General features: G+C 43.0%; 23 protein-coding genes and 1 pseudogene. 12 read left to right on the top strand and 12 right to left on the bottom strand.

Annotation, left to right across the window (positions count from 1 at the left end):
• Window positions 1–74 precede the first annotated feature (74 nt).
• The gene (gene tnpC, locus AC4CUX_RS04585; RefSeq protein WP_490792215.1) at window positions 75–1,700 is read left to right on the top strand and encodes an IS66 family transposase; all 1,626 of its coding nucleotides are present in this window, start codon (window positions 75–77) and stop codon (window positions 1,698–1,700) included.
• Between the two features lie 17 nt (window positions 1,701–1,717).
• On the opposite strand, the pseudogene AC4CUX_RS04580 reads toward tnpC, so the two are convergent.
• Window positions 1,718–2,425: pseudogene (locus AC4CUX_RS04580) on the bottom strand (RNA-guided endonuclease InsQ/TnpB family protein); the annotation flags it as partial.
• Window positions 2,426–2,445: 20 nt separating this feature from the next.
• On the opposite strand from AC4CUX_RS04580, the gene tnpA reads away from it, so the two are divergent.
• Entirely contained in the window at window positions 2,446–2,859 is a 414-nt protein-coding gene (tnpA, locus tag AC4CUX_RS04575; protein WP_490792214.1) for an IS200/IS605 family transposase, read from the top strand.
• A gap of 109 nt (window positions 2,860–2,968) precedes the next feature.
• On the opposite strand, the gene secB is transcribed toward tnpA, so the two are convergent.
• The 4 genes from secB to rsgA form a co-directional block, all read right to left on the bottom strand.
• Window positions 2,969–3,418: a protein-export chaperone SecB gene (secB, locus tag AC4CUX_RS04570; protein ID WP_004697631.1), complete on the bottom strand. Its 450-nt coding sequence runs from the start codon at window positions 3,416–3,418 to the stop codon at window positions 2,969–2,971.
• Window positions 3,419–3,445: 27 nt separating this feature from the next.
• A complete protein-coding gene (grxC, locus tag AC4CUX_RS04565) occupies window positions 3,446–3,700 on the bottom strand; it encodes a glutaredoxin 3 (protein WP_004697632.1) in 255 nt (84 codons plus the stop codon).
• Window positions 3,701–3,719: 19 nt separating this feature from the next.
• Window positions 3,720–4,127, bottom strand: a complete 408-nt coding sequence (locus AC4CUX_RS04560) for a rhodanese-like domain-containing protein (protein WP_004697633.1) — start codon at window positions 4,125–4,127, stop codon at window positions 3,720–3,722.
• A 97-nt stretch (window positions 4,128–4,224) separates the two neighbouring features.
• Window positions 4,225–5,283 carry a ribosome small subunit-dependent GTPase A gene (gene rsgA, locus AC4CUX_RS04555; protein ID WP_178928290.1) on the bottom strand — a complete coding sequence of 353 codons (1,059 nt, stop codon included), beginning with the start codon at window positions 5,281–5,283 and terminating at the stop codon, window positions 4,225–4,227.
• A 124-nt stretch (window positions 5,284–5,407) separates the two neighbouring features.
• Here rsgA and orn point away from each other — a divergent pair, with 124 nt between their 5' ends.
• From orn to AC4CUX_RS04540, 3 genes are all read left to right on the top strand, one after another.
• Complete coding sequence (orn, locus tag AC4CUX_RS04550) at window positions 5,408–5,962, top strand: oligoribonuclease (RefSeq protein WP_004697635.1); 555 nt, start codon at window positions 5,408–5,410, stop codon at window positions 5,960–5,962.
• Window positions 5,963–6,120: 158 nt separating this feature from the next.
• A complete protein-coding gene (locus tag AC4CUX_RS04545) occupies window positions 6,121–6,855 on the top strand; it encodes a Bax inhibitor-1/YccA family protein (RefSeq protein ID WP_178928289.1) in 735 nt (244 codons plus the stop codon).
• A gap of 144 nt (window positions 6,856–6,999) precedes the next feature.
• Window positions 7,000–7,803 carry an enoyl-ACP reductase FabI gene (locus AC4CUX_RS04540; protein ID WP_004697637.1) on the top strand — a complete coding sequence of 268 codons (804 nt, stop codon included), beginning with the start codon at window positions 7,000–7,002 and terminating at the stop codon, window positions 7,801–7,803.
• A 57-nt stretch (window positions 7,804–7,860) separates the two neighbouring features.
• Here the strand turns inward: AC4CUX_RS04540 and AC4CUX_RS04535 are convergent, their stop codons facing one another.
• From AC4CUX_RS04535 to AC4CUX_RS04505, 7 genes are all read right to left on the bottom strand, one after another.
• Window positions 7,861–9,267 (bottom strand): efflux transporter outer membrane subunit, encoded by a 1,407-nt coding sequence (locus tag AC4CUX_RS04535; protein ID WP_279045219.1) that lies wholly within the window; start codon window positions 9,265–9,267, stop codon window positions 7,861–7,863.
• Window positions 9,268–9,277: 10 nt separating this feature from the next.
• Complete coding sequence (locus AC4CUX_RS04530; protein WP_178928287.1) at window positions 9,278–11,269, bottom strand: MacB family efflux pump subunit; 1,992 nt, start codon at window positions 11,267–11,269, stop codon at window positions 9,278–9,280.
• A gap of 2 nt (window positions 11,270–11,271) precedes the next feature.
• Entirely contained in the window at window positions 11,272–12,606 is a 1,335-nt protein-coding gene (locus tag AC4CUX_RS04525) for a MacA family efflux pump subunit (RefSeq protein ID WP_178928286.1), read from the bottom strand.
• Window positions 12,607–12,721: 115 nt separating this feature from the next.
• Window positions 12,722–13,711, bottom strand: coding sequence for a DNA polymerase III subunit delta (gene holA / locus AC4CUX_RS04520; protein ID WP_178928285.1), 990 nt, complete (start codon window positions 13,709–13,711; stop codon window positions 12,722–12,724).
• Window positions 13,712–13,723: 12 nt separating this feature from the next.
• Window positions 13,724–14,233 carry an LPS-assembly lipoprotein LptE gene (locus AC4CUX_RS04515; protein ID WP_062031226.1) on the bottom strand — a complete coding sequence of 170 codons (510 nt, stop codon included), beginning with the start codon at window positions 14,231–14,233 and terminating at the stop codon, window positions 13,724–13,726.
• A 247-nt stretch (window positions 14,234–14,480) separates the two neighbouring features.
• A complete protein-coding gene (leuS, locus tag AC4CUX_RS04510; RefSeq protein WP_178928284.1) occupies window positions 14,481–17,102 on the bottom strand; it encodes a leucine--tRNA ligase in 2,622 nt (873 codons plus the stop codon).
• Window positions 17,103–17,236: 134 nt separating this feature from the next.
• Window positions 17,237–17,605 (bottom strand): DUF4124 domain-containing protein, encoded by a 369-nt coding sequence (locus AC4CUX_RS04505; protein WP_159151791.1) that lies wholly within the window; start codon window positions 17,603–17,605, stop codon window positions 17,237–17,239.
• A gap of 769 nt (window positions 17,606–18,374) precedes the next feature.
• On the opposite strand from AC4CUX_RS04505, the gene AC4CUX_RS04500 reads away from it, so the two are divergent.
• The 7 genes from AC4CUX_RS04500 (at window position 18,375) to ndk (ending at window position 25,014) form a co-directional block, all read left to right on the top strand.
• Window positions 18,375–20,102, top strand: coding sequence for an acetolactate synthase 3 large subunit (locus AC4CUX_RS04500; RefSeq protein ID WP_035327125.1), 1,728 nt, complete (start codon window positions 18,375–18,377; stop codon window positions 20,100–20,102).
• Window positions 20,099–20,590: an acetolactate synthase small subunit gene (ilvN, locus tag AC4CUX_RS04495; RefSeq protein WP_004697653.1), complete on the top strand. Its 492-nt coding sequence runs from the start codon at window positions 20,099–20,101 to the stop codon at window positions 20,588–20,590. The genes AC4CUX_RS04500 and ilvN overlap by 4 nt, the downstream gene beginning before the upstream one ends.
• Before the next feature lie 105 nt (window positions 20,591–20,695).
• Entirely contained in the window at window positions 20,696–21,712 is a 1,017-nt protein-coding gene (gene ilvC / locus AC4CUX_RS04490) for a ketol-acid reductoisomerase (protein WP_004983494.1), read from the top strand.
• Between the two features lie 443 nt (window positions 21,713–22,155).
• Window positions 22,156–23,436 (top strand): glycosyltransferase family 4 protein, encoded by a 1,281-nt coding sequence (locus AC4CUX_RS04485; RefSeq protein WP_178928283.1) that lies wholly within the window; start codon window positions 22,156–22,158, stop codon window positions 23,434–23,436.
• Window positions 23,437–23,628: 192 nt separating this feature from the next.
• Entirely contained in the window at window positions 23,629–24,180 is a 552-nt protein-coding gene (locus tag AC4CUX_RS04480) for a phosphatase PAP2 family protein (RefSeq protein ID WP_178928282.1), read from the top strand.
• Window positions 24,181–24,271: 91 nt separating this feature from the next.
• Window positions 24,272–24,472, top strand: a complete 201-nt coding sequence (iscX, locus tag AC4CUX_RS04475) for a Fe-S cluster assembly protein IscX (RefSeq protein WP_004697668.1) — start codon at window positions 24,272–24,274, stop codon at window positions 24,470–24,472.
• 110 nt (window positions 24,473–24,582) lie between these two features.
• Window positions 24,583–25,014, top strand: coding sequence for a nucleoside-diphosphate kinase (ndk, locus tag AC4CUX_RS04470; protein WP_004983508.1), 432 nt, complete (start codon window positions 24,583–24,585; stop codon window positions 25,012–25,014).
• Window positions 25,015–25,077 lie beyond the last annotated feature (63 nt).

Below are 25,077 nucleotides of genomic sequence, written 5' to 3'. Positions count from 1 at the left end.
ACTAGCTTGGTCCATTCTGCTATTCTCCAAACGTTCTATTTCATTCTTCTCATGACCTCAGGCATACTGCGGTCATGAATACACTGCCTGATTTAAGCCAACTGACCCATGAACAACTGCTGGAATTTACTAGACAGTTGGCAATGCAACATCAGTCTCTGGCACAATCAAACCAGCAATTAGATGCCAAAGTTCAGCATCTTGAAGTATCCAATCTGCAATTAGATGCTCAAGTTCAACATGTTTCCATTCTCACGCAAAAATACGAGCATGAGCTCGCACTATTTAAACAGCACAAATTTGGCAGTAAAAACGAACATCTCACCGCAAAACAAATCCATCTGTGGGATGAAGCGGTCGAAGAAGATATTGCCGCTGTTGATCTGGAACTGGAACGGCTGAATGCAGATAAAACTGATGCAGCGACACACAAAGCCACAGTCAACAAACCTAAACGTCGACTGCTGCCCGATCATCTACACACCATCCGTATCGAGCATGAACCAACATCAACCCAATGTGCTTGTGGCTGCACCTTGCGTCGTATCGGCGAAGATATCAGTGAAAAACTACATTTCAGACCGGCACAGTTCTATAAGGAACAGCATGTGCGTGGCAAATGGGTCTGTGATCAGTGTGACACCCTGACTCAGCAAGCGATGCCCGCCTATGTGATTGATAAAGGTATTGCCAGTCCTGAACTACTGAGCCATGTGTTGGTCTCGAAATACGCAGATCATTTACCGCTGTACCGTCAACGTCTGATCTATCAGCGGGCGGGAATCGAGCTTTCTAGATCAACTTTATCTGACTGGATAGGTCGCTGCGGTGTAGAACTGGAACCTCTGGCCAATGCTTTAAAAGAGGTGGTGCTGCAACAGCGGGTGATCCATGCTGATGAAACGCCGGTCACCATCATGCGGATGAGTGATGATGAGAAAAAACCGAAGAAAGGTTATGTCTGGGCCTATGCAACAACCCAATATAATCCAATTCAAGCCGTGATTTATGACTTTCAGGATAGTCGTTCAGGCCAGCATGCTGAAGCGTTCCTGAAAGACTGGCAGGGCCATCTGGTCTGTGATGATTACAGTGGTTATAAAGCACGCTTTAAATCAGGCCAAGTCATTGAGGTGGGCTGCATGGCGCATGCTCGTCGTAAATTCCATGAACTGCATGTGACCAAGAAAAGTCAGGTCGCTGAACAGGCCTTAGTGCTGATTCAGAAACTGTATGCCATAGAAGCAGAACTCAGGAGAAAGACCGATGGTACAGCAGAACAGCGCCGCGAATACCGACAACAGCATAGTCAACCGGTGATGCAACAACTGTATGAATGGCTCAACCAGCATCAACTGACGGTGCCATCGAGTTCTCCAACCGCCAAGGCCATCAATTACACTCTGAAGCGTTGGCCAGCTTTAAGCCGCTATCTGGATGATGGCAATCTACCGATTTGCAATAATTGGGTGGAAAACCAGGTGCGGCCTTGGGCGTTGGGACGTAAGAACTGGTTATTTGCAGGTTCGCTGCGTAGTGGTCAGCGAGCGGCAAACATCATGACTTTAATCCAGTCAGCAAAGCTGAATGGGCTGGATCCGTATGCCTATTTAAGTGATGTGCTGAAAAGATTGCCGACCCATAAAGTTACCCAAATAGAAGAATTGCTACCACACCGCTGGAAATCCAACTCAAATTAAAAAATAGACATGGGGTTCAGCGGACGCTTACATTGATGTAGCGTATTTTGACGTATGTTTCTAATATTGGCATGAATCGCTTTAACACGCTTTTTATTTCTAGCACGTTGAGCAATGCCAAGTTTTTGTTCGTATTGCCGATAGATTTGAGGGGCTTTGAGCTTTACGCCATCTGAACAGGTTGCAAGGTCTTTTAAGCCCAAATCTATACCGATTGAGGTATTACCCTTTGATTTAACTTGTTTTGTCTTATCAACAACTAAACAAACATACCAACGTCCACGACTGTCTTCTACAAATGAGCCTGTTTTGACGTTGTATTTTGATAGTCCATAGCTATCCCATAGCTTGAATTGATGCTTGCCATACTGAACGTAGCCATCAGCATATTTGATTGCAACCTTTTTGAACGGTATCCAACCCAAAGAACGTCTTGCAGACTTCTTATTACTCACCCGCCATTTTAGCTTTGCTTTTTTAAACTGCTTTCTTCGAGTAACCAATTCTTCTGTTATCGCTTGAACAGTTTGACTATGCAGATTGCATTCTTTAGATGTGCCTTTCGTGTATTTAGCAATATCGTAAGCTGAAAGAAATTCACCTTTTCTTTTTAGATGTTTAAATCCTAAATCATTCACATAATTCCAAACAAAATTTACTTCCGATGCGAGTTGGTCTAGTACCTTGTAATGTTTGTCTTTTATGCGTAATTTAAGTGTTTTCATGATTAAAATATATTTGGTCTATGAGCAATAGTCAAGAGATTAGAACAGGTCGCCACTGTGTTTTTAATATGCATGTACATTTAGTCTTTGTGGCTAAATACCGTAGAGATGTTTTTACCAAAGCAATGCTTGAAACAATGCGTGAAGTGTTTGAGCGTGTTTGTTTAGACTTTGAAGCCGAGTTGGTCGAGTTTGATGGTGAACACGATCATGTTCATTTGCTTGTGAATTATCGACCTAAAATAGCAATTTCTAGCTTAGTGAATAGTTTAAAGGGTGCTTCAAGTCGCATTGTAAGAACCAAACACCCTGAAATTAAAAACAAGCTATGGGGCAGTGCTTTGTGGTCGCCTAGTTACTTCGCTGCTTCATGTGGCGGTGCGCCAATTGGAATTGTTAAACAATATATTCAACAACAGCAAACACCGCATTAATGGCTTACGCCACTCGCTTATATCCTCGGGCTAAACCCCGAGGTTTTACGCTCCAATGGATAAAAAAGACCGCAAAAGCGGTCTTTTTTTGTTTGAAGGGCTTAAAGTTTTAAGCTTGACCTTCAACAGCTGCTGCTTGAGCACGCTGCATATTTGCTTCGAACTCAGCATCAAAGTTAATTGGTGTAAGTAACAATTGTGGGAAACTGCCTTTAGTCACCATATCATTCACCGCTTCACGAAGGAACGGGAACAAGATGTTCGGGCAATATGCACCTAAGATGTACGGAAGACGTTCTTCTTCAACACCATCTACAAGGAAAATACCTGCTTGAGTAACATCGACAATAAACGCCGTGTCACCTGCATTGTTTGCTTGTACAACCACTTTAAGTGAAACTTCGTAGTGAGTTGGATCAACTTTTTCAGCAGAAGATGACAAGTTAATGTTTAACTCTGGTTGCCATTCTTTGGTAAAAACTTGCGCCCCAGGAACTTCAAAAGAAATATCTTTTGTGTAAATACGTTCTAAAGCAAGTTGTGGTTGAGCTTCACTCATTTTCTAATCCTTAATATGCTGAGCTAATTATGCCAATAGTTGGTCGAGTTTGCCTTCACGCTCTAAAGCATAAAGCTGATCAAAACCACCAATAAATTGGTCATCAATAAAAATTTGTGGAACCGTACGGTGATTGGTGCGTTGCATCAATTCAATGCGGACTTCTGGCGCTTCTTTAGATAAATTAATTTCTTTATATTCAACGCCTTTACGCTCAAGGAGCTGCTTTGCGCGAACGCAATATGGACATACAGTCGTTGAGTAAATAGTGACTTGAGCCATGAGTTTCTCCTTGTGCGAATTATTTAGCTTTAACCAGTGGTAAGCCTTGAGCCTTCCAGTTGCTAATCCCGCCATCTAAACGATAGCTGTCAGTATGTGCAACTTGTTGTAAAGCAGTACCTGCCACTTGGCCTAAGTTACAGATGAACACGAGTGGACGATCTGCAGCTTTTAACTCTTCAGCATGTTTTGTAATTTGGCTGTAGGGAATGTTGCGACTTCCACTAATATGACCTTCACGGAAATCTTTGGCATCACGTAAGTCAATCAACATGGCATTTTTAGCTTTCACTAAAATACCTAAAGATTGTGGTGAAATTTTGCGACCATTGCGTTGTCCTTCAAGTACGAAAAACAAAACAACCAATACCGCAAGTGTTCCAAATAAGAAGGGGTGATTCCCCATAAACTCGAACCAACGTTCCACAAGTCACCTAAATTACAATTCAAAAATTGCTAGAGAGTATAGCTCATAAAATATGGTGATCAAAATCACCGCTTCAAGGGCTAAGGTTGAATAAAAATTAATTTTTTTGCTGAGCTTCAGCAATTTCATCAATCAGACGTAAATAGCTGTCTAAACGGCGCGTTAAAATTTCACCATTTGCCGCAGCTAAGCGTAAAGCGCATTGTTTTTCATGTTTATGGGTACAGTTACGGAACTGACAGTAGCCCAATAAGTTTTCAATTTCAGGAAAGCCACGTTGCACTTTGTCGGTATCTAAATGCCATAAACCAAACTCACGAATTCCCGGTGAGTCAATCAGCGAGGCGCCTTCGCCAAAACCAATCAAACGGGTAGAGGTCGTGGTGTGCTGCCCTAAGGCTGAGTTTTCAGAAATCACATTGGTTTTCTGTGCAGCGTCTGGCACGATGGCATTAATCAGTGTGCTTTTACCTACCCCAGACTGGCCAACTAAAGCCACGGTTTCATTTTTTAAACGCTGGGTCAGTGCGGTTAAATCACCATCGGCTTGGGTTTGCATCACTTCATAGCCTAAGGTTTGATATTCCGCAATCAACGCTAAAATCGGGTCATTGTCTTTGAGCAAATCGGTTTTGTTCAGTACCAAAAGTGCTGGAATGTTGGCATCGGCACAGGCCACCAAATAACGGTCAATCAGACCTGGTGCAGGCTCAGGCAGTGGCGCAAACACAATCACAATCAGGCTGATATTGGCAGCGACAGGTTTTACTTTATGGTAACGGTCTGGACGAGTCAGTAGCGACTGACGTGGCTGTATGGCATTGATGATCCCGAGCCCCGTATTTGGGTCGGCTTGCCATTTGACACGATCACCTGTGACCAGTAGTTCGAGGTTGGTGCGTGTATGACAGCGCCAAATGCTGCCGAGTTCAATTGGTTTCCAAAACGGTTCAGGTTCACCTGCTTGTACCGTCGGTTTGATGGGATGTGGATCTGGAGTCGTAAGGGCTTGCACTTCAAGCTGACGGCCGTAGTGTTGTACCACCAAGCCTTCTAAATCATTTGAAGTGTCGATATCTTCTTGACGTGTTTGCTGTTGTTTCTGAATGCGACGTTGTTGCTGTTCAGTTAAACGACGTTTACGAATTAAAGCCATTCATATCCTAAAAAACCATGAATTCAAGATGGCAAAAATAGCACGAAGCAGGGTATCAGTTACAGCATCGAAGCAATTAATTTGCTACTATCATCGTTTTTAAGCCGAATAAGATTGCACATTTATGAGCAGCACCGCTGATACGCGTTTGATTTGGATTGACCTTGAAATGACAGGTCTCGATACGGATAATGACCAAATTATTGAAGTTGCTACAATTGTGACGGATGATAACTTAAATATTTTAGCTGAAGGGCCTGTGCTTGCTGTTCATCAGCCAGACCGTGTGCTAAATGCAATGGATGAGTGGAACACCCGCCAACATGGTCAATCTGGCTTAATTGAACGTGTACGTCGTAGTAAATTGACTGCGCAAGATGCAGAGCAGCAAACTTTAGAATTTCTAAAGAAATGGGTCAATCCAAAAAGCTCACCAATGTGTGGCAATTCAATCTGCCAAGACCGCCGTTTTTTACACCGTTTAATGCCTGAAATGGAACAATATTTCCACTACCGTAATTTAGACGTGTCTTCGGTAAAAGAGTTGGCTAAACGCTGGCGTCCAGAAATTATGAGTGGCTTGAAAAAGAATGCTTCACACTTAGCGATGGATGACATTCGTGATTCGATTGCGGAACTGAAGTATTATCGTGAATACTTTTTTATTATGAATAAATAAGTAGTAAAGAAAGAGGCGCTAGCCTCTTTTTTATTGAAATCGAATAGAATAGAGCTGAGGGTGTTTGTGTGGAAAAAAGAAACACTTTTTTGCTATACAAGTTTAAAACAAGCTTTATGATAAAGTAAATTAATTAAATTATAACAAAGAGTTGAGTTATGCAAAGTAATAACCCTATTTTGAACCGCGTGGAAACACATGCGGACTATAGTCAACCAATGACTGTTCAAGGTGCTATTCAGAAGTCTGTATTACTTACAGTGATTGCAGCTGTGGTCGGTATGGCACTGTTTTTATACTGTTTCATGACCTTAAATATTTCGCTGGCCTATGCTGCAACCTTAGTCGGTGCGATTGGTGGTCTAATTTTAGGCCTGATTGCAACTTTTAAACCAAATACCGCACGTACCCTTGCCATTCCATATGCCTTGTTTGAAGGTGCTTTTTTAGGTGGGGTGTCGGTTATTTTTCAATCGAAATATCCGGGTGTACCTTTACAAGCGCTGTTGGCAACTTTTGTCACCACTTTAGTGATGTTTGGTTTGTATCGTTTTCAAATTATTCGTGCCACTGAAAAATTCAAATCGGTAGTGATGTCAGCATCGATTGCCATCGCGATTGTGTTTGTGGTGCAGATGGTTATGCGTTTGGCTTTTGGTTCAAGCATTCCATTTTTATTTGAAAACAACTTATTAGGTCTAGGTTTTGCCGCTTTTGTTGCAGTGATTGCATCACTGAACTTAATTCTAGATTTTGATTTGATTGAAAGTGCTGCGGCACAACACGCTCCGAAAGCGATGGAGTGGCTGTGTGGTATTGCGCTACTAGCAACTTTGGTGTGGATGTACTATTCATTCCTACGTCTACTCAGTATGCTGCGTGGCGACGACTAATCTCGTTAGTTTTAACAAATACGCCCCTTCATTGGGGCGTATTTGTTATTGAATGTTGATGAATTGAAAAAAGGCGCATTATGCAATTTCGGTTTCAACTTAAACTTGGCATTATGCAGATAAATTATTTTGAGTGAGAGTCACATGGCACAAGGACTATTGGCTGGAAAGCGTTTTTTAGTAGCGGGTATTGCAAGTAAATTATCAATCGCATTTGGTATTGCTCAAGCACTTCACCGTGAAGGTGCGGAACTTGCGTTTACCTATCCAAATGAAAAACTGAAAAAACGTGTAGATGAATTTGCAGCACAATTTGGTTCAACGATTGTTCTACCATGTGATGTGGCTGTCGATGCTGAAATTGAACAGACTTTTGTTGAGTTGGCAAAACACTGGGATGGTTTAGACGGTGTAGTACATTCGATTGGTTTTGCGCCTGCGCATACTTTAGATGGTGACTTTACCGATGTTACGGATCGTGATGGCTTTAAAGTAGCACATGACATCAGTGCATATAGCTTTATTGCTATGGCGCGTGCTGCGAAGCCATTACTTTTAGTTCGTCAAGGTTGCTTGTTGACCTTGACTTACCAAGGTTCTGAGCGTGTGATGCCAAACTACAATGTAATGGGTATGGCAAAGGCATCATTAGAAGCAGGCGTACGTTATTTGGCGTCAAGTTTAGGTGCAGAAGGGATTCGTGTGAATGCGATTTCAGCAGGCCCAATCCGTACTTTGGCGGCATCAGGTATTAAATCGTTCCGTAAAATGCTAGACGTCAACGAAAAAATTTCCCCACTTAAACGTAATGTGACCATTGAAGATGTCGGTAATGCTGCATTATTTCTTTGCTCACCTTGGGCAAATGGTATTACGGGTGAAATCATGTATGTTGATGCAGGTTTCAATACTGTAGGCATGAGCCCAGACTTGATGCTCGATGACTAATCGCTTAGTTAAAATGTAAAAAAACGGCACATCATGTGCCGTTTTTTATTCTACTTTTTATTGAGGGAGCTGTTGAATCGGGCTACCGCCCAGTGCTTGCATCAAGGTCACGTAAGCGTTGTATTGGCTTTGTTTGGTATTGACCAAGGTTAAGCGCGCAGTGCGCGTGGTTTCTTGTTGATCCAACAAGGTTTTTAAAGCAACAGCACCATAGCGATAGCGGACTTGGGTCAAACGTTCCACTTTCTCCGCAAGTTCTAAATTCCGCTGTTGCAATTGCACTTGTTGACTCAACTCAGTTCGTGCAGACAGGGCATTTTCTACATCGGCAAAGGCTTGGTACAAAGTCTGACGATATTGCACGATGGCTTTTTCATAGTCCAATTGACTAACCTCAAGTTCCCGTTTCATGTCGTTATATTGCAAGAACGGCAGACTTAAACTCGCACCTAAGGTTAGGGCAGGGTTTTTGAGTAATTGCGTTAGCGAGGTACTGCTTGAACCAAGATTCCCAGTCAAACTGATCGAAGGATAATAGCTCGCCGTGGTGGCATCTTTGGTGGCTAAACTCTCTCGTAAACGTAGCTCAGCCGCTTTTAAGTCTGGACGGCGCGACAAAATGTCGGCTGGTAAGCCCGCTGCGATACTTGGTAAAGCTAAGCGTGGTAAACGCTTTGGTTCATCAATATTCAACTGCTGTACAGGCATATGCAGTAACACGGCAATTGCGGTACGGGTCTCGACCAGACTTTGCTGAATTTGACTCAGACTGGCTTTTTGACTTTGTACTGACTGTTCAGCTTGAGTTAAGTCCAGTCTTGATACAGCACCAGCTTGATACTGAACTTTAACCAAGTCATAGAGTTTTTGTGAGGTTGCAAGGCTTTGCTCGGCCGTTGTACGACTTTCATTATAATAGGCCAACTGCCAATATAGCTTCGCCGTGGTGCCAATTAAGCTTTGAGCAGTCGCTTGTAAATCTTGCTCAGTTGCCAGTGCTTCCCATCGCTTTGCTTCAGTTTGACGGGCCAATTTACCAAATAAATCGACTTCATAACTTAAGCCAGCACCCAAAGACAGACCACTTGAGCTGTCATTGCCTGAGTTCAAGTCAAACTGATGACCTGTAGACACCGTAGAGTTCACTCGTGGCTTTTGCTGATTTTCAGCCAGTTCTGCTTGTAAGCGTGCTTGTTTTAAGGTCATCCCTGCAACGGCCAAATCGGCATTTTTTGCGAGCACAGCATCGACCAGTTGATTGAGTTGTGCATCGCCAAATAGCGTCCACCATTGATCTGCATACAAGGCTTGTTGACGTTGTTGCGATGTTGCTTTGTCGTATTGAAACTGAGATGGCGTCTGTACCGCTGGCGCTTGATAAGGTGTTTTAACCACAGCTGCACAGCCAACCAACGTGCTACCAAGCAGCATCGCGGTACAAAGGCGCGTTAATAAAAAAGGCATATTTTTTTCCTTATTCTCTGGCAAGTGCTGCAACAGGGTCGAGTTTGGCTGCATTTTTTGCAGGCAAGAAACCAAACACCACACCAATTAAAGTCGAGCATACAAATGCGGCGATAATAGACGTGGTTGAGTAAGCAACCCCGAAATTGCCCCCAGCAAATTTTTGAATGATTTGTCCTAAGCCAAGTGAGAGCAACACGCCTAAAACCCCACCAATCAGGCAGACTAAAATGGCTTCAATCAGGAACTGCTGCAAAATATCACTTTGACGCGCACCCACTGCCATCCGAACCCCAATTTCTTGCGTCCGTTCGGTCACTGAAACCAACATAATATTCATTACACCGATACCACCTACCACCAAAGAAATCACGGCAATTGCGGAAACCAGCAGAGTCATGGTACTGGTGGTCTTTTCAATGGTTTGGCGAATACTGTCGCTGTTCATGGTGAACACATCTTGTTGACCATGACGCAAGGTGAGTAAGTTCACAATTGCGTTTTCAGCCGCGCTGGTGGAGTACTTATCGTTGATTTGCACCACGATATTACGCACATTACTTTGACCGAGCATACGACTCATGACCGTGGTGTAGGGCATATAGACATTCAAAGTATCATCGGAACCCATAGCACTGGTTTGTGGTTCGACGACACCAATAATGCGTGCAGGAACACTGCCCAAAAGTACAACTTGCCCAATTGGACTGCTACCATCACTAAAAAACTGTTTTTGTGTATTGGTGTCAATGACCACGTCTTGGGTGCGGTCACGGACGCTCCGCTGGTCAAAGGTTTGTCCATTTTTGAAGGTCAGGCCTTTCACTGTGAAATAATCACCGCCGACACCATTAATGGTGGCATTGGCTTCACTCTGTTGATAGCGAATGGTTTTGGATGAACTCACCATTGGACTAACCGCACTCACATACGGTTGGGTGGCGAGCGCTTCAGCATCGGCAGGAACAAGAGTTTTAAAGTTGGCCATTTTGGAGTTATCACCAAAACCGCGACCTTGGAACACCGTAATCGTGTTAGTTCCTAAACTACTGATGTTACTTAAAATCTGTTGTTGTGATCCATTTCCCAAAGCTACCACCGTCACGACGGAGGCAATCCCGATAATAATGCCGAGCATGGTCAAAAAGGTTCGCATGCGGTGTGCATTCATGGACAAAAGTGCCATACGGAAGGCTTCACCTAAACGGTCGAGCAGAGAACGCCATGCAGAGACACTTTTATTTTTTTCTTGCTGGGCAGAAATCGCAGTTTCTGCATCAGGGTCGCTGTGTAGTTCAGTGTCATGCTCAGGTTGATTGACACGGTCTGCAATGATTTGCCCATCGCTGATCTCGATAATCCGCGAGGCATTTTTCGCCACTTGCATATCGTGGGTGACCAAAATAATGGTATGGCCTGCGGCATTTAACTCACGCAAAATCCGCATCACTTCCACGCCACTATGCGAGTCTAGGGCACCTGTCGGTTCGTCAGCGAGAATGACATCACCGCCGTTCATCAACGCACGTGCAATCGAGACACGTTGTTGCTGTCCCCCAGAAAGTTGACTTGGTCGGTTTTGAGTTTTATTGCCCAGCCCTAATTCTGTCAGTAAAGCAGTGGCACGTTGTTTACGTGCATACGGTGTTGCCCCTGCATAAACTGCAGGGACTTCAACATTACCTTCTGCGGTTAAGTCGCCTAAAAGGTGGTAACGCTGGAAAATAAAACCAAAATACTCACGACGTAATTCGGCCAATTGATCCGGTTCGAGTTTACCCGTTTCGCGACCATTAACCTGATAACTTCCTGAGGTTGGGCGGTCGAGACAACCCAAAATATTCATCAGGGTGGATTTACCTGAACCCGACTGGCCGACAATGGCAACCAATTCACCTTCGTAAATGGTCAGGTCAATGCCTTTGAGAATTTGGACAGTACTTTCGCCAGCTGGAAACTCTCGCACCAAATTGCTGACTTCAAGTAAGGCTTTTTTGGTCATGCTTACATTCCCATTGGTGGACTGTTACGACGGCGGTTGCTGCTATTGGCAGAAGCGGCAGTATTCTCCGAACTGTCTGCAATCACCACTTGATCGCCTTCTTTTAAGCCTGCCAGCACTTGTGCATTGACGCGGTTATTGATACCCACCAAAATTTGTTTGGGTTGAGCTGAGCCATCCGCTTGTAAGACACGGACTACGCTCAGCGTAGCTTTACCTTCTTTGACCAATTGTTGTTGCGCTGCATTTAAATTCAGACGTTCAAGTCGCGGACCTTGAGGTCGGTCTGAGTCCGATTTGCTTTGTGTCGATGACGCTGCTTGCGTATTTGAACCGCTGTTCCGCTTTGCATTTGCAGGACGAGTTGAAATTGCAGAAGAAGGGACTAATAACGCATTTTTTGCAGAATCGAGCACGATGTAGACTTGTGCAGTCATATCAATACGTAGCTTGCCATCATGGTTGGGTACATCAAATAGAGCATTGTAGTAAATTGCGGTGCTGGTTGATGTGCTGGTGGTACTTTCATCGGTAATCGAGTCTGGCGCGGGCTCAACTTGACGTAGGTTAGCATAACGCTTGCTGTCATCACCTAAAGTGGTGAAATACACCTGTTGGCCTTTTTCAACTTTCATGATGTCCGCTTCACTGACCTGCGCCTTAATGGTCATATTTTGTAATTTTGCAATTTTAACAATAGTCGGCGCACTTTGATTGGCGTTTACAGTTTGACCTTCCTCAGTCACGATCGCCACCACGGTACCATCAGTCGGTGCCACAATGCGGGTATATCCGATATTGGTTTGCGCGGTCGACTTAGTCACCTTTGCAGATTCAATCTGTGCATCAATCGCTTTAATTTGTGCTTGTGCTGTTTTATAGCTGGCCTCAGCCGATTCTAATTCTGCTTTTGATGTGGCATCTTGCGCATACATTTGCTGTTGACGCTTATATGCCAGTTGCGCCTCATTAAGACTGGCTTCCTGTTGTAGACGCTGCGCTTGCAAATTTTTAATATTGGCTTCTGCTGTTTTAAAGCTGTTTTCTTGAGTGGTTGAATCAATCTGCGCAATCAATTGACCTTGTTTAACTTCATCGCCCAGTTGCACATACATTTTCTGTACTTGACCTGAGACCTGTGCGCCGACACTCACCAGTTTGGTTGCATCTAAAGTACCTGTCGCCAATACCGTATTTTCAAGATCACCACGAGTGACGGATTCGCTAATATACTGTGGTTGTTCTTGTTTTGGTTTGAAATATGTCCACGCGACATAAGCAAGTACGGCAACACAGAGTACCGCGATAACCATTTTGACAGCTTTTATTTTTTGCATTGGAATCAGGGAGTAAACAGAATTGCAGATAGTATAAAAGCGAAATACGGATAAATCGTGAATTTTTTGAACAAATAGAAATGATTATTATTTTTAAAAGACTCGTTGCGGTAATTTAAGCGGGAAAGAGTGACTTTCCACACAGCGTTGCAATGGCTTGCATCACGACATGTTCAGCATTTTCATGCCCCAAACCTTTAATCGAAGCATCAATGCGAAGCAGGAGACTGGGCCACGTTAAAAAGCACTGCGGGTTCAGTCGACGTAAGGCGTGTTGATAGACGCTGACTTTATTCTTCCAAATCCCCAGTTGTAGTGCATTTTGCGGTTGCTCAAACAGTTGCATGAGTAAACGCATTTCTTTACTGATACTCCACAAAATCAGACTAAGGGGTTCACCTGAGGCAATCAGGTATTGGTAAATTTTAATCGATTGCGCCAGATTGCCTTCGAGCAGAGCATCACTCAAATCGAAAGTACTATAGCGGGACTGGTCTTGTAAGCAGGCATGTAAATGATCAATCTGAATCAGCTCAACCTCGGCAAAGGTGTCGCTGACACGCATTAAGCTATTTTTAGCTGCGAGTAAGTTGTGTTCATGGTGTTGTTCTAACCATTGCCATGCATCCTGACTCAGTTTAACCCCAAGCTTATCTGCTTCAATGCTTAAAATCTGCTGACGGTCACGCGGATAATTTGCGGTCAGGGCAACATGCACGCCATTGGCTTCAACCGTTTGGAAAAAGCCCGTTTTTAGGCTGGCGCTGTCCTGTTTTGGCATCACCACCAAAAGCAAGTTCTGTTCATTGTTTTGGATATAGCTTTTTAGCAACTTTAAAGCGTTAGCATCGGGCTTAATATTGCCATGAACTTCAATGGCAAGCTGACTTGAAAATAAGGACAAACTATAGAGTGCATTAAAGACATTTTTCCAGTCATTGACATTGCTAATGTCATGCCGTTGTCGTTCAATTTCTTGCTTTTGCCAACTTGCTCGAAACGCATCCAGTAAATTTTGCTCAAGCAATGGTTCTTGACCTTGCATAATCCACACACCGCGAGCTTCATCGACACGTTTTAAGGCTTGCAAATAGTCAAGTTTCATTGTTAATAAACCTTACTGCTGTGCAGGTGGTAGACGGTTCGATGAAATCTGACGCACAATTTGCTGCGCGACATCATCCACGATGACTTGATTCAAATAGTTTTTCTCTTGGTCATCGGTGTTAACGGTTTCAACGTTGTATTGATAACTACGCGTTGCAACTACGGTCCGTGGTTCAGTGATTGGACGGCCTTGCGCATCTTCAATACGGAAGGTGACATTGAGGCGTAATAATACTTCAATCAGTTTACCGTTCAACTCTAAACGCTGCGGTTTATAATCTAGCACGCGAAGCACATAGGCATCTGAACCACTGCTCAGCTGTACACCCGACGCACCTAAATAAATGGCCAATTTTTCATGCAATTCATCGGTGTTCTTCGGAAGCACCAAATTCATTTTTGAATAAGCAATCGGTGTTGCGCTTGGATTGATGCCTTTCAAGTGAAAGCCACACCCGACCAAGCCCGCACTTAGGCCACAAGTTAAAACAATAGCTGCCAAACGTTTGCCTAAATGCATGTGTTGTCCTCTGTTTGCTCTTTTTTATAAAAGAAAAATAATATGCCGTGATTGTATGTGCAAAGCCCGTTGACTGGCAACGGGCTTTGTTTGGGTTTTGTTTATCATTTTCAGTTCCTTCTCCCTTAGGGAGAAGGTTAGGATGAGGGGAGTTTACCTCTCCCTAGCCCTCACTTGCAGAATTGTTTAAAGCAGTGCTTAAACAATTCTTCAGGAGAGGGAACCTAAGAAGGAGTTTTAAAGCTTTTTAAACCACCAAATTCACTAATTTATTTGGCACCACAATTTCTTTCTTGGTTGGACCTGTCAAGAATTGTTGAACTTCTGGCAAGGCTTTAGCCAATGCAAGCAATTCATCTTTCGATGTATCGACAGACACTTCTAATTTGCCACGCAGTTTACCATTCACTTGAACCACAATCGTTTGCGTATTACGTGTGAGTGCAGATTCGTCTACAGTCGGGAACAACACGCTGGTTAAGTCCAGTCCGAATTCAGCCAATAAAGTCTGGCTTAAATGTGGTGCAAATGGTGCAAGTAAAGTTAAAAGCGTTGTAATCGATTCACGAGCAACCGCAACATCATTATCATTTTTCGCTTCAAATTTATTGTTCGCATTTAATAGTTCCATCATCGCTGCAATAGCCGTGTTAAAGGCATGGCGGCGTTCGATGTCATCACCCACTTTTTGAATGGTTTCATGCGTTTTACGACGTAAGTCTTGTGCTTCTGTAGACAGTTGAGCAGTATCAATTGCAAAGGCTGCATTACCTTTTTCAAGGAAGCTGGCAACCAAACGCCATACACGTTTCAAGAAACGGTTTGCGCCTTCCACACCTGCATCAGACCATTCGAGTGATTGATCTGGTGGAGCTGCAAACATCATGAACACACGTGCCGTATCTGCACCGTACTGATTAATAATAGCTTGTGGGTCGATACCGTTATTTTTCGATTTCGACATTTTCTCTTGGCCACCAACAATTACGTCCTGACCATCACCTTGGTATTTCGCAGACAGAATACGCCCTTTTTCATCACGTTCGAGGTCGATATCTGCAGGGTTAAACCAAGTTTTCTTGCCTGATTCAGCTTCACGGTAATAAGTGTCTGCCAAAACCATACCTTGAGTTAATAGATTGGTAAATGGTTCATTACCTTGTACTACACCTTCATCACGCATCAATTTGTGGAAGAAGCGTGCATAAAGTAAGTGCAGAATCGCGTGTTCAACACCACCGATGTATTGATTTACTGGAAGCCATGTTTGAGCAGCTTCAGGTTTAACTAAACCATCAGTAAAATCAGGAGATGCATAACGTGCATAGTACCAAGATGACTCTACAAAGGTATCTAAAGTATCAGTTTCACGACGCGCATCACCACCACAGCTTGGGCAAGTGGTTTGATAAAACTCAGGCATCTTGTTCAATGGGTTCCCCGAGCCATCAGGTACGACATCAGTCGGTAAGACCACTGGAAGTTGCTCTTCAGGTACAGGAACCTGACCACATTTTTCACAGTTGATCATTGGAATTGGGCAACCCCAATAACGCTGACGCGATACACCCCAGTCACGTAAACGGAACTGAACTTTGGTGCTTGCAAGAGTTGTTGGTTCTAATTTCGCAAGGAACGCATCATAAGCTGCTTGAAAGTCTAAACCGTCGAATTCAGCAGAATTGACCAATTTACCCTCTTTAGAGCCGTACCATTCTTGCCATTGTGCAGCATCAAAGTCTGCATCGTCTGCACCTTGAGCATCAATCACTTGTTTAATGGTTAAGCCATATTTATTGGCAAATTCAAAATCACGTTCGTCGTGTGCAGGTACAGCCATCACTGCGCCAGAGCCATAAGACATCAACACGTAGTTGGCAATCCAAACAGGAACTGCTTCGCCAGTGACAGGATGCTTTACAGACAGACCTGTTGCCATGCCTTTCTTTTCAGCAGTGGCAAGGTCAGCTTCAGCCACAGAACCCATACGGCATTCTTCAATAAATGCTTTAAGTTCAGCATTATTTTCCGCAGCTTTCAGCGCCATTGGATGTTCTGCTGCAACAGCAACATAAGTCACACCCATTAAGGTGTCAGCACGTGTTGTAAATACTGTTAAGCCATCTGCATATACGTCAGGATTTGCAGAAGGGAAGGTAATATCCATCCCTTGTGAACGACCAATCCAGTTGCGTTGCATGGTCAAGACTTGCTGTGGCCAACCGTCTTTTAATGTGTCTAAATCGTCTAATAATTCTTGTGCATAGTCGGTGATGCGGAAGTAGTACATTGGAATATCACGTTTTTCAACCAATGCACCTGAACGCCAGCCACGACCATTTTCAACTTGTTCATTGGCCAGTACCGTCTGATCCACAGGATCCCAGTTTACTGTTGAAAGTTTGCGGTAAATAAGGCCTTTTTTATAAAGTTGCACGAACAACCACTGTTCCCAGCGGTAGTACTCAGGGGTACACGTTGCAAATTCACGATCCCAATCGACGGATAGACCTAATTTTTTTAATTGGTCACGCATATATGCGATGTTTTCAAAGGTCCATTTCGCAGGTGCAACTTGGTGTGCAATCGCAGCGTTTTCAGCAGGTAAACCAAAAGCATCCCAACCCATAGGTTGCAGGACAGTTTCCCCTTTGAGACGGTGGAAACGGCTGATGACATCACCAATAGTGTAGTTACGCACATGACCCATATGCAGTTTGCCACTTGGATAAGGGAACATCGAGAGAATATAACGACGTGGACCTTCTACAGAGTCGGCAACTTTAAAGGCTTTACGAGCTTCCCAGTCTTGTTGGACGGTAGGTTCAATCGCGCTCGCTTGATATTCAGGGTCAATGTGAGTAGTCATATACGTATGTAGAACAATGGTTAAAAAGTTTGTTGCACAGCATAGCGCAAAATGCACCTAAAAGTGAATTTTGCGCTATGTTTTGTGCAGGAAATTAAACAAGCTGAAAATAAATCTGGAACCGTACGGAATGATTAAACCGCAGGGCGGACTTGTTGGCCTTGTTGAAGTGCTTCATTCGCTTCACGTCGTTGATTTTCTAACTCAACCGCTGGTGCTGCTGGGGCAGTATTCGGTACAGCATTGAGCGGAGCTGGTACGGTATTCGGCATATTGGCAGCTGGCGGTGCTTCCGATGACGCAGCTTGTGGTGAATTTTTCCAACCATAGGTGTCGACTTTGCCTTTTTTCTTTGCTGTTTTGGGTGGAGGTGTCGTGGTGTAATGTGTCGAGCCATGGCTATCAACCCACTTATAATACGTCTTGGCAAAGCTTTGTGTACTGCCTATTGCAAGCCCCATCCCCACCAAACATGCTGCCATTTTTGCAAACTGAATACTCATCTACCATTGTCCTTTTTATATCCGGAGTCATTGGTTTCTATCGGGTTTATCGTTGTCGTTATTTTATGCCAATTTTAGAACAATAAGCATTGTTTGATGCATTTTTTCATCTGTGTTTTTGAAATATTTTGCAGGTCAAATCCTCAGTTTAATGCGTGAAATATGCGTTATGGCACAGTATGAAAATAAGAAGGTTATGCTAAAACCTGATGAACAAATGCTGAACTATATTTAAAACTGAAAAAATCTGAGATAGATGTTGGATTTAAATTTGGGTGAATATCTTATTAAACTTATTTATGGGTTTTATTATGTTTTTTTATTAATAAATTCAGTGAAATAGAAATCTATTTGTTTTTGCACTAAAAAACCAAGAAAAAGCAGCTCAGTTTTGTTTGTCCGTGATGAATAAAAAATAAACGCTCTGTAAATAAACAAAAAAAAGCTAATTTTTAAACTTGACTTTAGTCACGAAACTCCTAAAAATGCTGTCTTTAGTTTTATATGCCTTTACTCGATCACCCTTCGATAAAGTGTCATTTCATGCAATGGACACGCTTTCTAGCCGAGACCGTGAACAAAGTAAAAAAATGTGTTTATCCCAACACGTTTTAGATCTCATATTGCTCAAACAGCATACAGATCAGAATTTTTTCCTATTGCTATGAAAACTAAGAAATATGTGTGCTATAACAGTGCAGACAATCAATGAATGAAACACTGCTGGTGCCTTCCACCATTGCAGTGATAAAGATTAGGGTGAATCACGTTGGAACTTTTATCTGGTGGTGAAATGCTCGTTCGCGCATTGGCGGACGAAGGCGTTGAACATGTATTTGGATATCCAGGCGGCGCAGTTTTACATATCTACGACGCGTTCTTTCAACAAGACAAAATCAATCATTACCTCGTGCGCCATGAACAAGCTGCCGGTCATATGGCAGATGCTTATTCACGCGTAACAGGTAAGACGGGTGTGGTCCTCGTGACTTCAGGTCCGGGTGCAACCAATACTGTGACGCCAATTGCAACGGCTTATATGGACTCAATCCCAATGGTGATTTTGTCTGGTCAGGTTGCGTCACATTTAATTGGTGAAGATGCATTCCAAGAAACAGATATGGTCGGTATTTCTCGTCCGATCGTAAAACATAGTTTCCAAGTGCGCCATGCCAGCGAAATTCCTTCGATTATTAAGAAGGCATTTTATATTGCAGCCTCTGGTCGTCCAGGTCCAGTTGTGGTCGATATTCCAAAAGATGCAACCAATCCTGCTGAGAAATTTGCTTACGAATACCCAGAAAAAGTGAAGATGCGTTCGTATCAACCGCCGCATCGTGGTCACTCAGGTCAAATTCGTAAAGCGATTGAAGAGTTGATTCACGCTAAACGTCCTGTGATTTATACTGGCGGTGGCGTGGTACAAGGTAATGCTTCTGCACAGTTAACTGAATTGGCACATATTTTGGGCTTCCCAGTCACCAATACCTTGATGGGGCTTGGTGCCTTTCCTGGCAATGATCCGCAGTTTATTGGCATGTTGGGTATGCATGGTACTTATGAAGCCAATATGACCATGCACAATGCTGATGTGATTTTGTGTATCGGCGCGCGTTTCGATGACCGTGTAACCAATAACCCAGCAAAATTCTGTCCAAATGCCAAAGTGATTCATATTGATATCGACCCTGCGACGATTTCAAAAACCATCATGGCGCATATCCCGATCGTGGGTGCGGTAGAACCTGTCCTTCAAGAAATGTTGACACAGCTCAAGCAGATGAATGTGTCTAAACCAAATCCTGAAGATATCGCTGCTTGGTGGGCGCAAATCAATGAATGGCGTAAAGTTCATGGTATGCGTTATGAGTCTGGTGCAAACGGCGTAATGAAACCACAACAAGTGGTGGAAGCGTTGGATAAAATCACCAATGGTGATGCGATCATTACTTCTGACGTAGGTCAGCATCAAATGTTTGGTGCGAACTATTACAAGTATAAACGTCCACGCCAATGGATTAACTCAGGTGGCCTAGGCACCATGGGTGTTGGTTTACCCTATGCGATGGCGGCGAAATTGGCTTTCCCTGACCAACAAGTGGTGTGTATCACGGGTGAAGCATCGATTCAGATGTGTATCCAAGAGCTTTCGACCTGTAAGCAATATGGCCTAAACGTAAAAATCCTCTGCTTGAATAACCAAGCTTTAGGGATGGTGAAGCAGTGGCAAGATATGAACTATGAAGGACGTCACTCAAGTTCTTATATCGATTCATTACCTGACTTCCCTAAATTAATGGAAGCATATGGTCATGTTGGCATTCAAATTGACCATGCGGATGAGCTAGAGTCGAAGCTTGCTGAAGCAATGGCGATCAACGATAAATGCGTATTTATTAATGTGATGGTTGACCGTACAGAGCATGTTTATCCAATGCTTATTGCAGGTCAGTCAATGCAAGATATGTGGTTAGGTAAAGGGGAGCGCACGTCATGAGACACATTATCTCTGTACTTGTAGAAAACGAAGCTGGTGCGCTTTCTCGGTTGGTGGGTTTATTTTCTCAACGTGGTTATAACATTGAGACTTTAAATGTTGCACCAACCGAAGATCCGACCTTATCTCGTTTGACATTAACGACTTATGGCGATGACCATAAAATTGAACAAATCACCAAACAGCTCAACAAATTGGTTGAAGTGGTGAAAGTGGTTGACCTGTCTGAAGGTGCCCACATTGAGCGTGAGTTAATGTTGATTAAAGTCAAATCACTTGGCTCAGCACGTGCTGAAATTAAACGTACTGCGGACATTTTCCGTGCGCAAATTGTTGATGTTACCCCAACGACCTACACCATTCAAATCGCGGGTACGACTGAAAAAATTGATGGTTTTATTGATGCGTTAGCAGAAAACACCATCCTAGAAGTTGTACGCTCAGGTGTTTCAGGCATCGCGCGTGGCGAAAAAGTTTTAACCATTTAATTCATTAACACGATTCAACCTCCTTTTGAGAAAGAGGAGGATTTCATCAAACAATAAACCCCTTGATGGAATTACAGAATACCAAGCATTTTAGCGGAGACAGCAATGCAAATTTTTTACGATAAAGACTGCGACTTATCTATCATCCAATCTAAGAAAGTAGCGATCATTGGTTACGGTTCACAAGGTCACGCACACGCGCTTAACCTTAAAGATTCTGGTGTAGACGTAACTGTAGGTCTACGCGCTGGTTCTACTTCTTGGAAAAAAGCTGAAAATTCAGGTCTTAAAGTTGCTGAAGTTCCTGCTGCAGTTGCTCAAGCTGACGTAGTCATGATCTTGACTCCAGATGAGTTCCAATCACAACTTTATCGTGACGTGATTGAGCCAAACATCAAAGAAGGTGCAACGTTAGCATTTGCTCACGGTTTCTCTGTTCTTTATAACCAAGTGGTTCCACGTGCTGATCTTGACGTAATCATGGTTGCACCAAAAGCCCCAGGTCATACAGTACGTTCTGAATACCAGCGTGGTTCGGGTGTTCCTGATTTAATCGCGATTCATCAAGATGCGTCTGGTAATGCACGTAACCTAGCACTTTCTTATGCTTCTGGTGTAGGTGGTGGTCGTACAGGTATTATCGAGACTTCATTCCGTGAAGAAACTGAAACTGACTTATTTGGTGAGCAAGCAGTTCTTTGTGGTGGTGCAGTAGAACTTGTGAAAATGGGCTTCGAAACTTTGGTAGAAGCAGGATATGCACCTGAAATGGCTTACTTCGAATGCTTACACGAACTTAAGCTAATCGTTGATTTGATGTTTGAAGGCGGTATCGCGGACATGAACTACTCAGTGTCTAACAACGCTGAATATGGCGAATATGTAACTGGCGTTGAAGTAATCAATGAACAGTCTCGTGAAGCGATGCGCAATGCACTTAAACGTATCCAATCTGGTGAATACGCGAAGATGTTCATTAACGAAGGTGCGTTGAACTACCCATCAATGACTGCTCGTCGTCGTCAAAACGCAGCGCATGGCATTGAAGTAACAGGTGGTAAGTTGCGTGCGATGATGCCTTGGATTCAAGCAAACAAGATCGTAGATAAAGAGAAGAACTAAGGTTCTGTACCTTATAAAAAAAGGAAAGCATTGCTTTCCTTTTTTTATTCCTTATATTCAGAACGTAGACAAAGATAAGAACAATGATTTTATATAACTATGTCAGTGTTGGAGCTGGTTTGAAAAATTTAGAAACTGGTGCTTTAGGCTTCATTCATTTAGATAGAGGATTATAATGATCTATTTGAGCTAATCGCATTGGGCTATATGCAAAGTGTATGTCGTATCTTTCACGATATAGATTTCCATTGAAAGCAATGGGTCGGCCTCTGTTTCGTGCTTAATTTGAAAAATTTATTAAGAAATAGATATTGGGTTGATTAAAAATGAATAGGGTGATCTATTTGAAATAAAGGGTTGTAAAGTTAGTTTCATCATTCAATCATCAAACTGTCAAAAAGTTTAACTAAACTTGGAGGAAAATAAGAAAAGTTTGGAATAGCATGATCGGTTCAATGACAACAAAATTATTCAAACAGCACAACTTCCCAGAACCTCAGCGGTTTTATCTCAAGCAACAACATCAGCATAATATTCAGCAAGAACTCTCTATCCTTCAAGAAACACTCAAGCCCAAGTTAAAAATAACCATCGTGACAGAAACATGGTCACCAGAAATCAATGGTGTTGCGAACTCTTTATTACAACTGTGTAAAGGTTTGCAGAAACTGGGGCATCGTATTCAGCTCATCCGCCCAATACAAAAAACCATATGTACCGACTTTCAGGCAGAACAGGAGTGTTTGGTCTGGGCAAAGAGCATTCCTAAATATGCCAACATGCAATTTGGTATGCCACAGTATGTGAAAGTCAGCAAAGCGATTGAACGCTTCGCGCCAGATGTGGTCCATATTGTGACGGAAGGTCCTCTAGGGCTGACCGCACTGTATGCTGCTCAAGCGCATCAGATTCCAGTATCAAGTGGATTTCATTCAACTTTTCATGACTTTAGTCGCTTCTTTGATTTGGCTTTACTGGTTAAACCGATTGAAAGTTATCTTCGCTGGTTTCATAACCATACGGTACTCACCTGTGTGCCGAGTCAAACGACGTTAAATCAACTCCAGGCCTTTGGTGTGACTTGTCCTTTGGTTGAGGTTGGACGAGGAGTCGATACAACTCGCTTCCATCCAGAGTATCGCTCAGAACAATTGCGTCAGCGTTGGCAAGCAGATGCCAATACTTCTGTGTTGCTATATGTGGGACGTTTATCTCCGGAAAAAGAAGTAGATGTGCTCATTCAAAGTTACTTGAATATCAAGAAGCAGCAATCACGCAAGTTGAAAATGGTGATTGTGGGAGATGGGCCAGATCGCAAGCGCTTAACTGAGATGGCAAATGGCTCAGATGTTATTTTTACGGGAAGCTTAACAGGGCAGTCACTCGCTCAAGTCTACGCCAGTGCAGATGCTTTTGTTTTTGCTAGTCAAATAGAGACTTTTGGTAATGTGGTACTCGAAGCCATGGCTAGTTGCTTACCTGTGGTGGCCTATAACTATGCCAGTCCGCAGCGTTATATCAAGCAAGGTATAACAGGGTGGTTGAGTCCTTTTGGACAAGTGGCACACTTTATGCAAACTATTATTCAGTTGCCAGAGCAAAAGGTGCTTAGATGTATGGGAACTCAAGCGCGTCAAGACATTGAAAGTGTGGGCTGGCAATATCCTGTAAAACAGTTTGAGCAAGCCTTATATCACGCGGCAAATATTAAGGCAGCACCTTAACCAATAGCTGTTTTAAAAGTGTCAGTGATAAAGATGAGTTGGGTAATTTCGATGGATTTTAACTTAAATCATCAAACTGTCAAAAATACCCTTTAATATGAGCTTAACGAGAAGCGATTTTGATGAATTAAATCGTCATATAACAATGATTTTCCAGCTGAACTTTCAACATTGTTGTTAAGGAGAAGTGGTATGAATCTTAAAACTGCAAAAATAAGAATATTAGATTTAGATTTAAAAGGCTGTGTTTATCTCAATCATTTTTCCCATTCGCATACTGTAGCCAATTTTTTTAAGCGGATCAGTCGATTGGGAGATGGCATCTTTTGGTATACGATGTTGGCTTTAACTTGGTTGTTGCAAGGATTGGTCTACAGTTTACAAATCGTGTATTTGGTTCTTGGTTCATTGTGCGGGACCTTAATTTATAAAGTCCTAAAAATCAAAACTATTCGTCCAAGACCCTATCAAGTACATCAGGTGATTCGAATGGGTGAGCGACCGCTTGACCATTTTAGTTTTCCTTCAGGTCATACTTTACATGCGGTGATGGTCAGTACGTTATTGGGCTTTGTACAGCCAATTTTATTGGTGCTCATGTTGCCTTTTACTATTTTGGTTGCCGCGTCACGCATGATTTTAGGGCTGCATTATCCAAGTGATGTGTTGGTGGGAGCGGCTATAGGTGCGGTGGTAGCTGTTACTTTAATTTGTAGTGCACCATTTTTAAATATCGCGTTGTAAAAAAAGCCCAGTTTTATCTCAAACAAACTAGCGCTTAAATTTCAGAGTTTGCTACAGTACAGCATCTTCTACATTGTGATGAGACTCCACCATGGGCTTACGTTGGTCAGACACTATTGATATTGCTATTGAGTTGTATGAAGCTCATCCAGATGTCGATCCGCAGTGGATTCGCTTTACAGACTTACATGCTTGGGTGTGTGCCTTACCAGACTTTAGTGATGATCCGACCAAGTCGACTGAAGGTTTGCTTGAAGCAATTCAAATGGCATGGATTGACGAAGCACGATAATCCTTGCATCGAAAAAAGCAACTTTTTACAGAGTAAAAGCAGAAAATTGTGCATTATGTCGGTATAATGCGCCAAAATTTTCATGTCTACATTGACTTAAGGAGCCAATCATGGCTATTGAACGTACTTTATCTATCGTAAAACCAGATGCAGTTGCTAAAAACCACATCGGTGACATTTTTGCTCGTTTTGAAAAAGCTGGTCTTCAAATCGTTGCAACTAAAATGAAACACTTGACTCAAACTGAAGCTGAAGGTTTCTACGCAGAGCACAAAGAACGTGGTTTCTTTGCTGACCTAGTTGCGTTCATGACTTCTGGTCCAGTTGTTGTTTCAGTTCTTGAAGGCGAAAACGCAGTTCTTGCTCACCGCGAAATCCTTGGCGCAACTAACCCTAAAGAAGCTGCTCCAGGTACTATCCGCGCTGACTTCGCTGTAAGCATCGACGAAAATGCTGCTCACGGTTCTGACTCTGTAGCATCTGCTGATCGTGAAGTTAACTACTTCTTCGCTCAAACTGAGATTGCTCCACGTACTCGTTAATTCGGAGTATTCAAACCAGATAAGTGTTATTATACTTATCTGGTTTTTTTATTCCCTGAATAA

The organism is Acinetobacter sp. 231_lipA, assembly GCF_058243005.1.
This window is presented reverse-complemented; position numbering and strand designations above follow the sequence as displayed.

What these genes read in the sequence shown, in the direction of transcription:
- tnpC (WP_490792215.1), top strand. Translation starts at nt 75, where the DNA reads ATGAATACACTGCCTGATTTAAGCCAACTGACCCATGAACAACTGCTG.
- tnpA (WP_490792214.1), top strand. Translation starts at nt 2,446, where the DNA reads ATGAGCAATAGTCAAGAGATTAGAACAGGTCGCCACTGTGTTTTTAAT.
- secB (WP_004697631.1), bottom strand. Translation starts at nt 3,418, where the DNA reads ATGAGTGAAGCTCAACCACAACTTGCTTTAGAACGTATTTACACAAAA.
- grxC (WP_004697632.1), bottom strand. Translation starts at nt 3,700, where the DNA reads ATGGCTCAAGTCACTATTTACTCAACGACTGTATGTCCATATTGCGTT.
- rsgA (WP_178928290.1), bottom strand. Translation starts at nt 5,283, where the DNA reads ATGGCTTTAATTCGTAAACGTCGTTTAACTGAACAGCAACAACGTCGC.
- orn (WP_004697635.1), top strand. Translation starts at nt 5,408, where the DNA reads ATGAGCAGCACCGCTGATACGCGTTTGATTTGGATTGACCTTGAAATG.
- AC4CUX_RS04545 (WP_178928289.1), top strand. Translation starts at nt 6,121, where the DNA reads ATGCAAAGTAATAACCCTATTTTGAACCGCGTGGAAACACATGCGGAC.
- AC4CUX_RS04540 (WP_004697637.1), top strand. Translation starts at nt 7,000, where the DNA reads ATGGCACAAGGACTATTGGCTGGAAAGCGTTTTTTAGTAGCGGGTATT.
- AC4CUX_RS04535 (WP_279045219.1), bottom strand. Translation starts at nt 9,267, where the DNA reads ATGCCTTTTTTATTAACGCGCCTTTGTACCGCGATGCTGCTTGGTAGC.
- AC4CUX_RS04530 (WP_178928287.1), bottom strand. Translation starts at nt 11,269, where the DNA reads ATGACCAAAAAAGCCTTACTTGAAGTCAGCAATTTGGTGCGAGAGTTT.
- AC4CUX_RS04525 (WP_178928286.1), bottom strand. Translation starts at nt 12,606, where the DNA reads ATGCAAAAAATAAAAGCTGTCAAAATGGTTATCGCGGTACTCTGTGTT.
- holA (WP_178928285.1), bottom strand. Translation starts at nt 13,711, where the DNA reads ATGAAACTTGACTATTTGCAAGCCTTAAAACGTGTCGATGAAGCTCGC.
- AC4CUX_RS04515 (WP_062031226.1), bottom strand. Translation starts at nt 14,233, where the DNA reads ATGCATTTAGGCAAACGTTTGGCAGCTATTGTTTTAACTTGTGGCCTA.
- leuS (WP_178928284.1), bottom strand. Translation starts at nt 17,102, where the DNA reads ATGACTACTCACATTGACCCTGAATATCAAGCGAGCGCGATTGAACCT.
- AC4CUX_RS04505 (WP_159151791.1), bottom strand. Translation starts at nt 17,605, where the DNA reads ATGAGTATTCAGTTTGCAAAAATGGCAGCATGTTTGGTGGGGATGGGG.
- ilvN (WP_004697653.1), top strand. Translation starts at nt 20,099, where the DNA reads ATGAGACACATTATCTCTGTACTTGTAGAAAACGAAGCTGGTGCGCTT.
- ilvC (WP_004983494.1), top strand. Translation starts at nt 20,696, where the DNA reads ATGCAAATTTTTTACGATAAAGACTGCGACTTATCTATCATCCAATCT.
- AC4CUX_RS04485 (WP_178928283.1), top strand. Translation starts at nt 22,156, where the DNA reads ATGATCGGTTCAATGACAACAAAATTATTCAAACAGCACAACTTCCCA.
- AC4CUX_RS04480 (WP_178928282.1), top strand. Translation starts at nt 23,629, where the DNA reads ATGAATCTTAAAACTGCAAAAATAAGAATATTAGATTTAGATTTAAAA.
- iscX (WP_004697668.1), top strand. Translation starts at nt 24,272, where the DNA reads ATGGGCTTACGTTGGTCAGACACTATTGATATTGCTATTGAGTTGTAT.
- ndk (WP_004983508.1), top strand. Translation starts at nt 24,583, where the DNA reads ATGGCTATTGAACGTACTTTATCTATCGTAAAACCAGATGCAGTTGCT.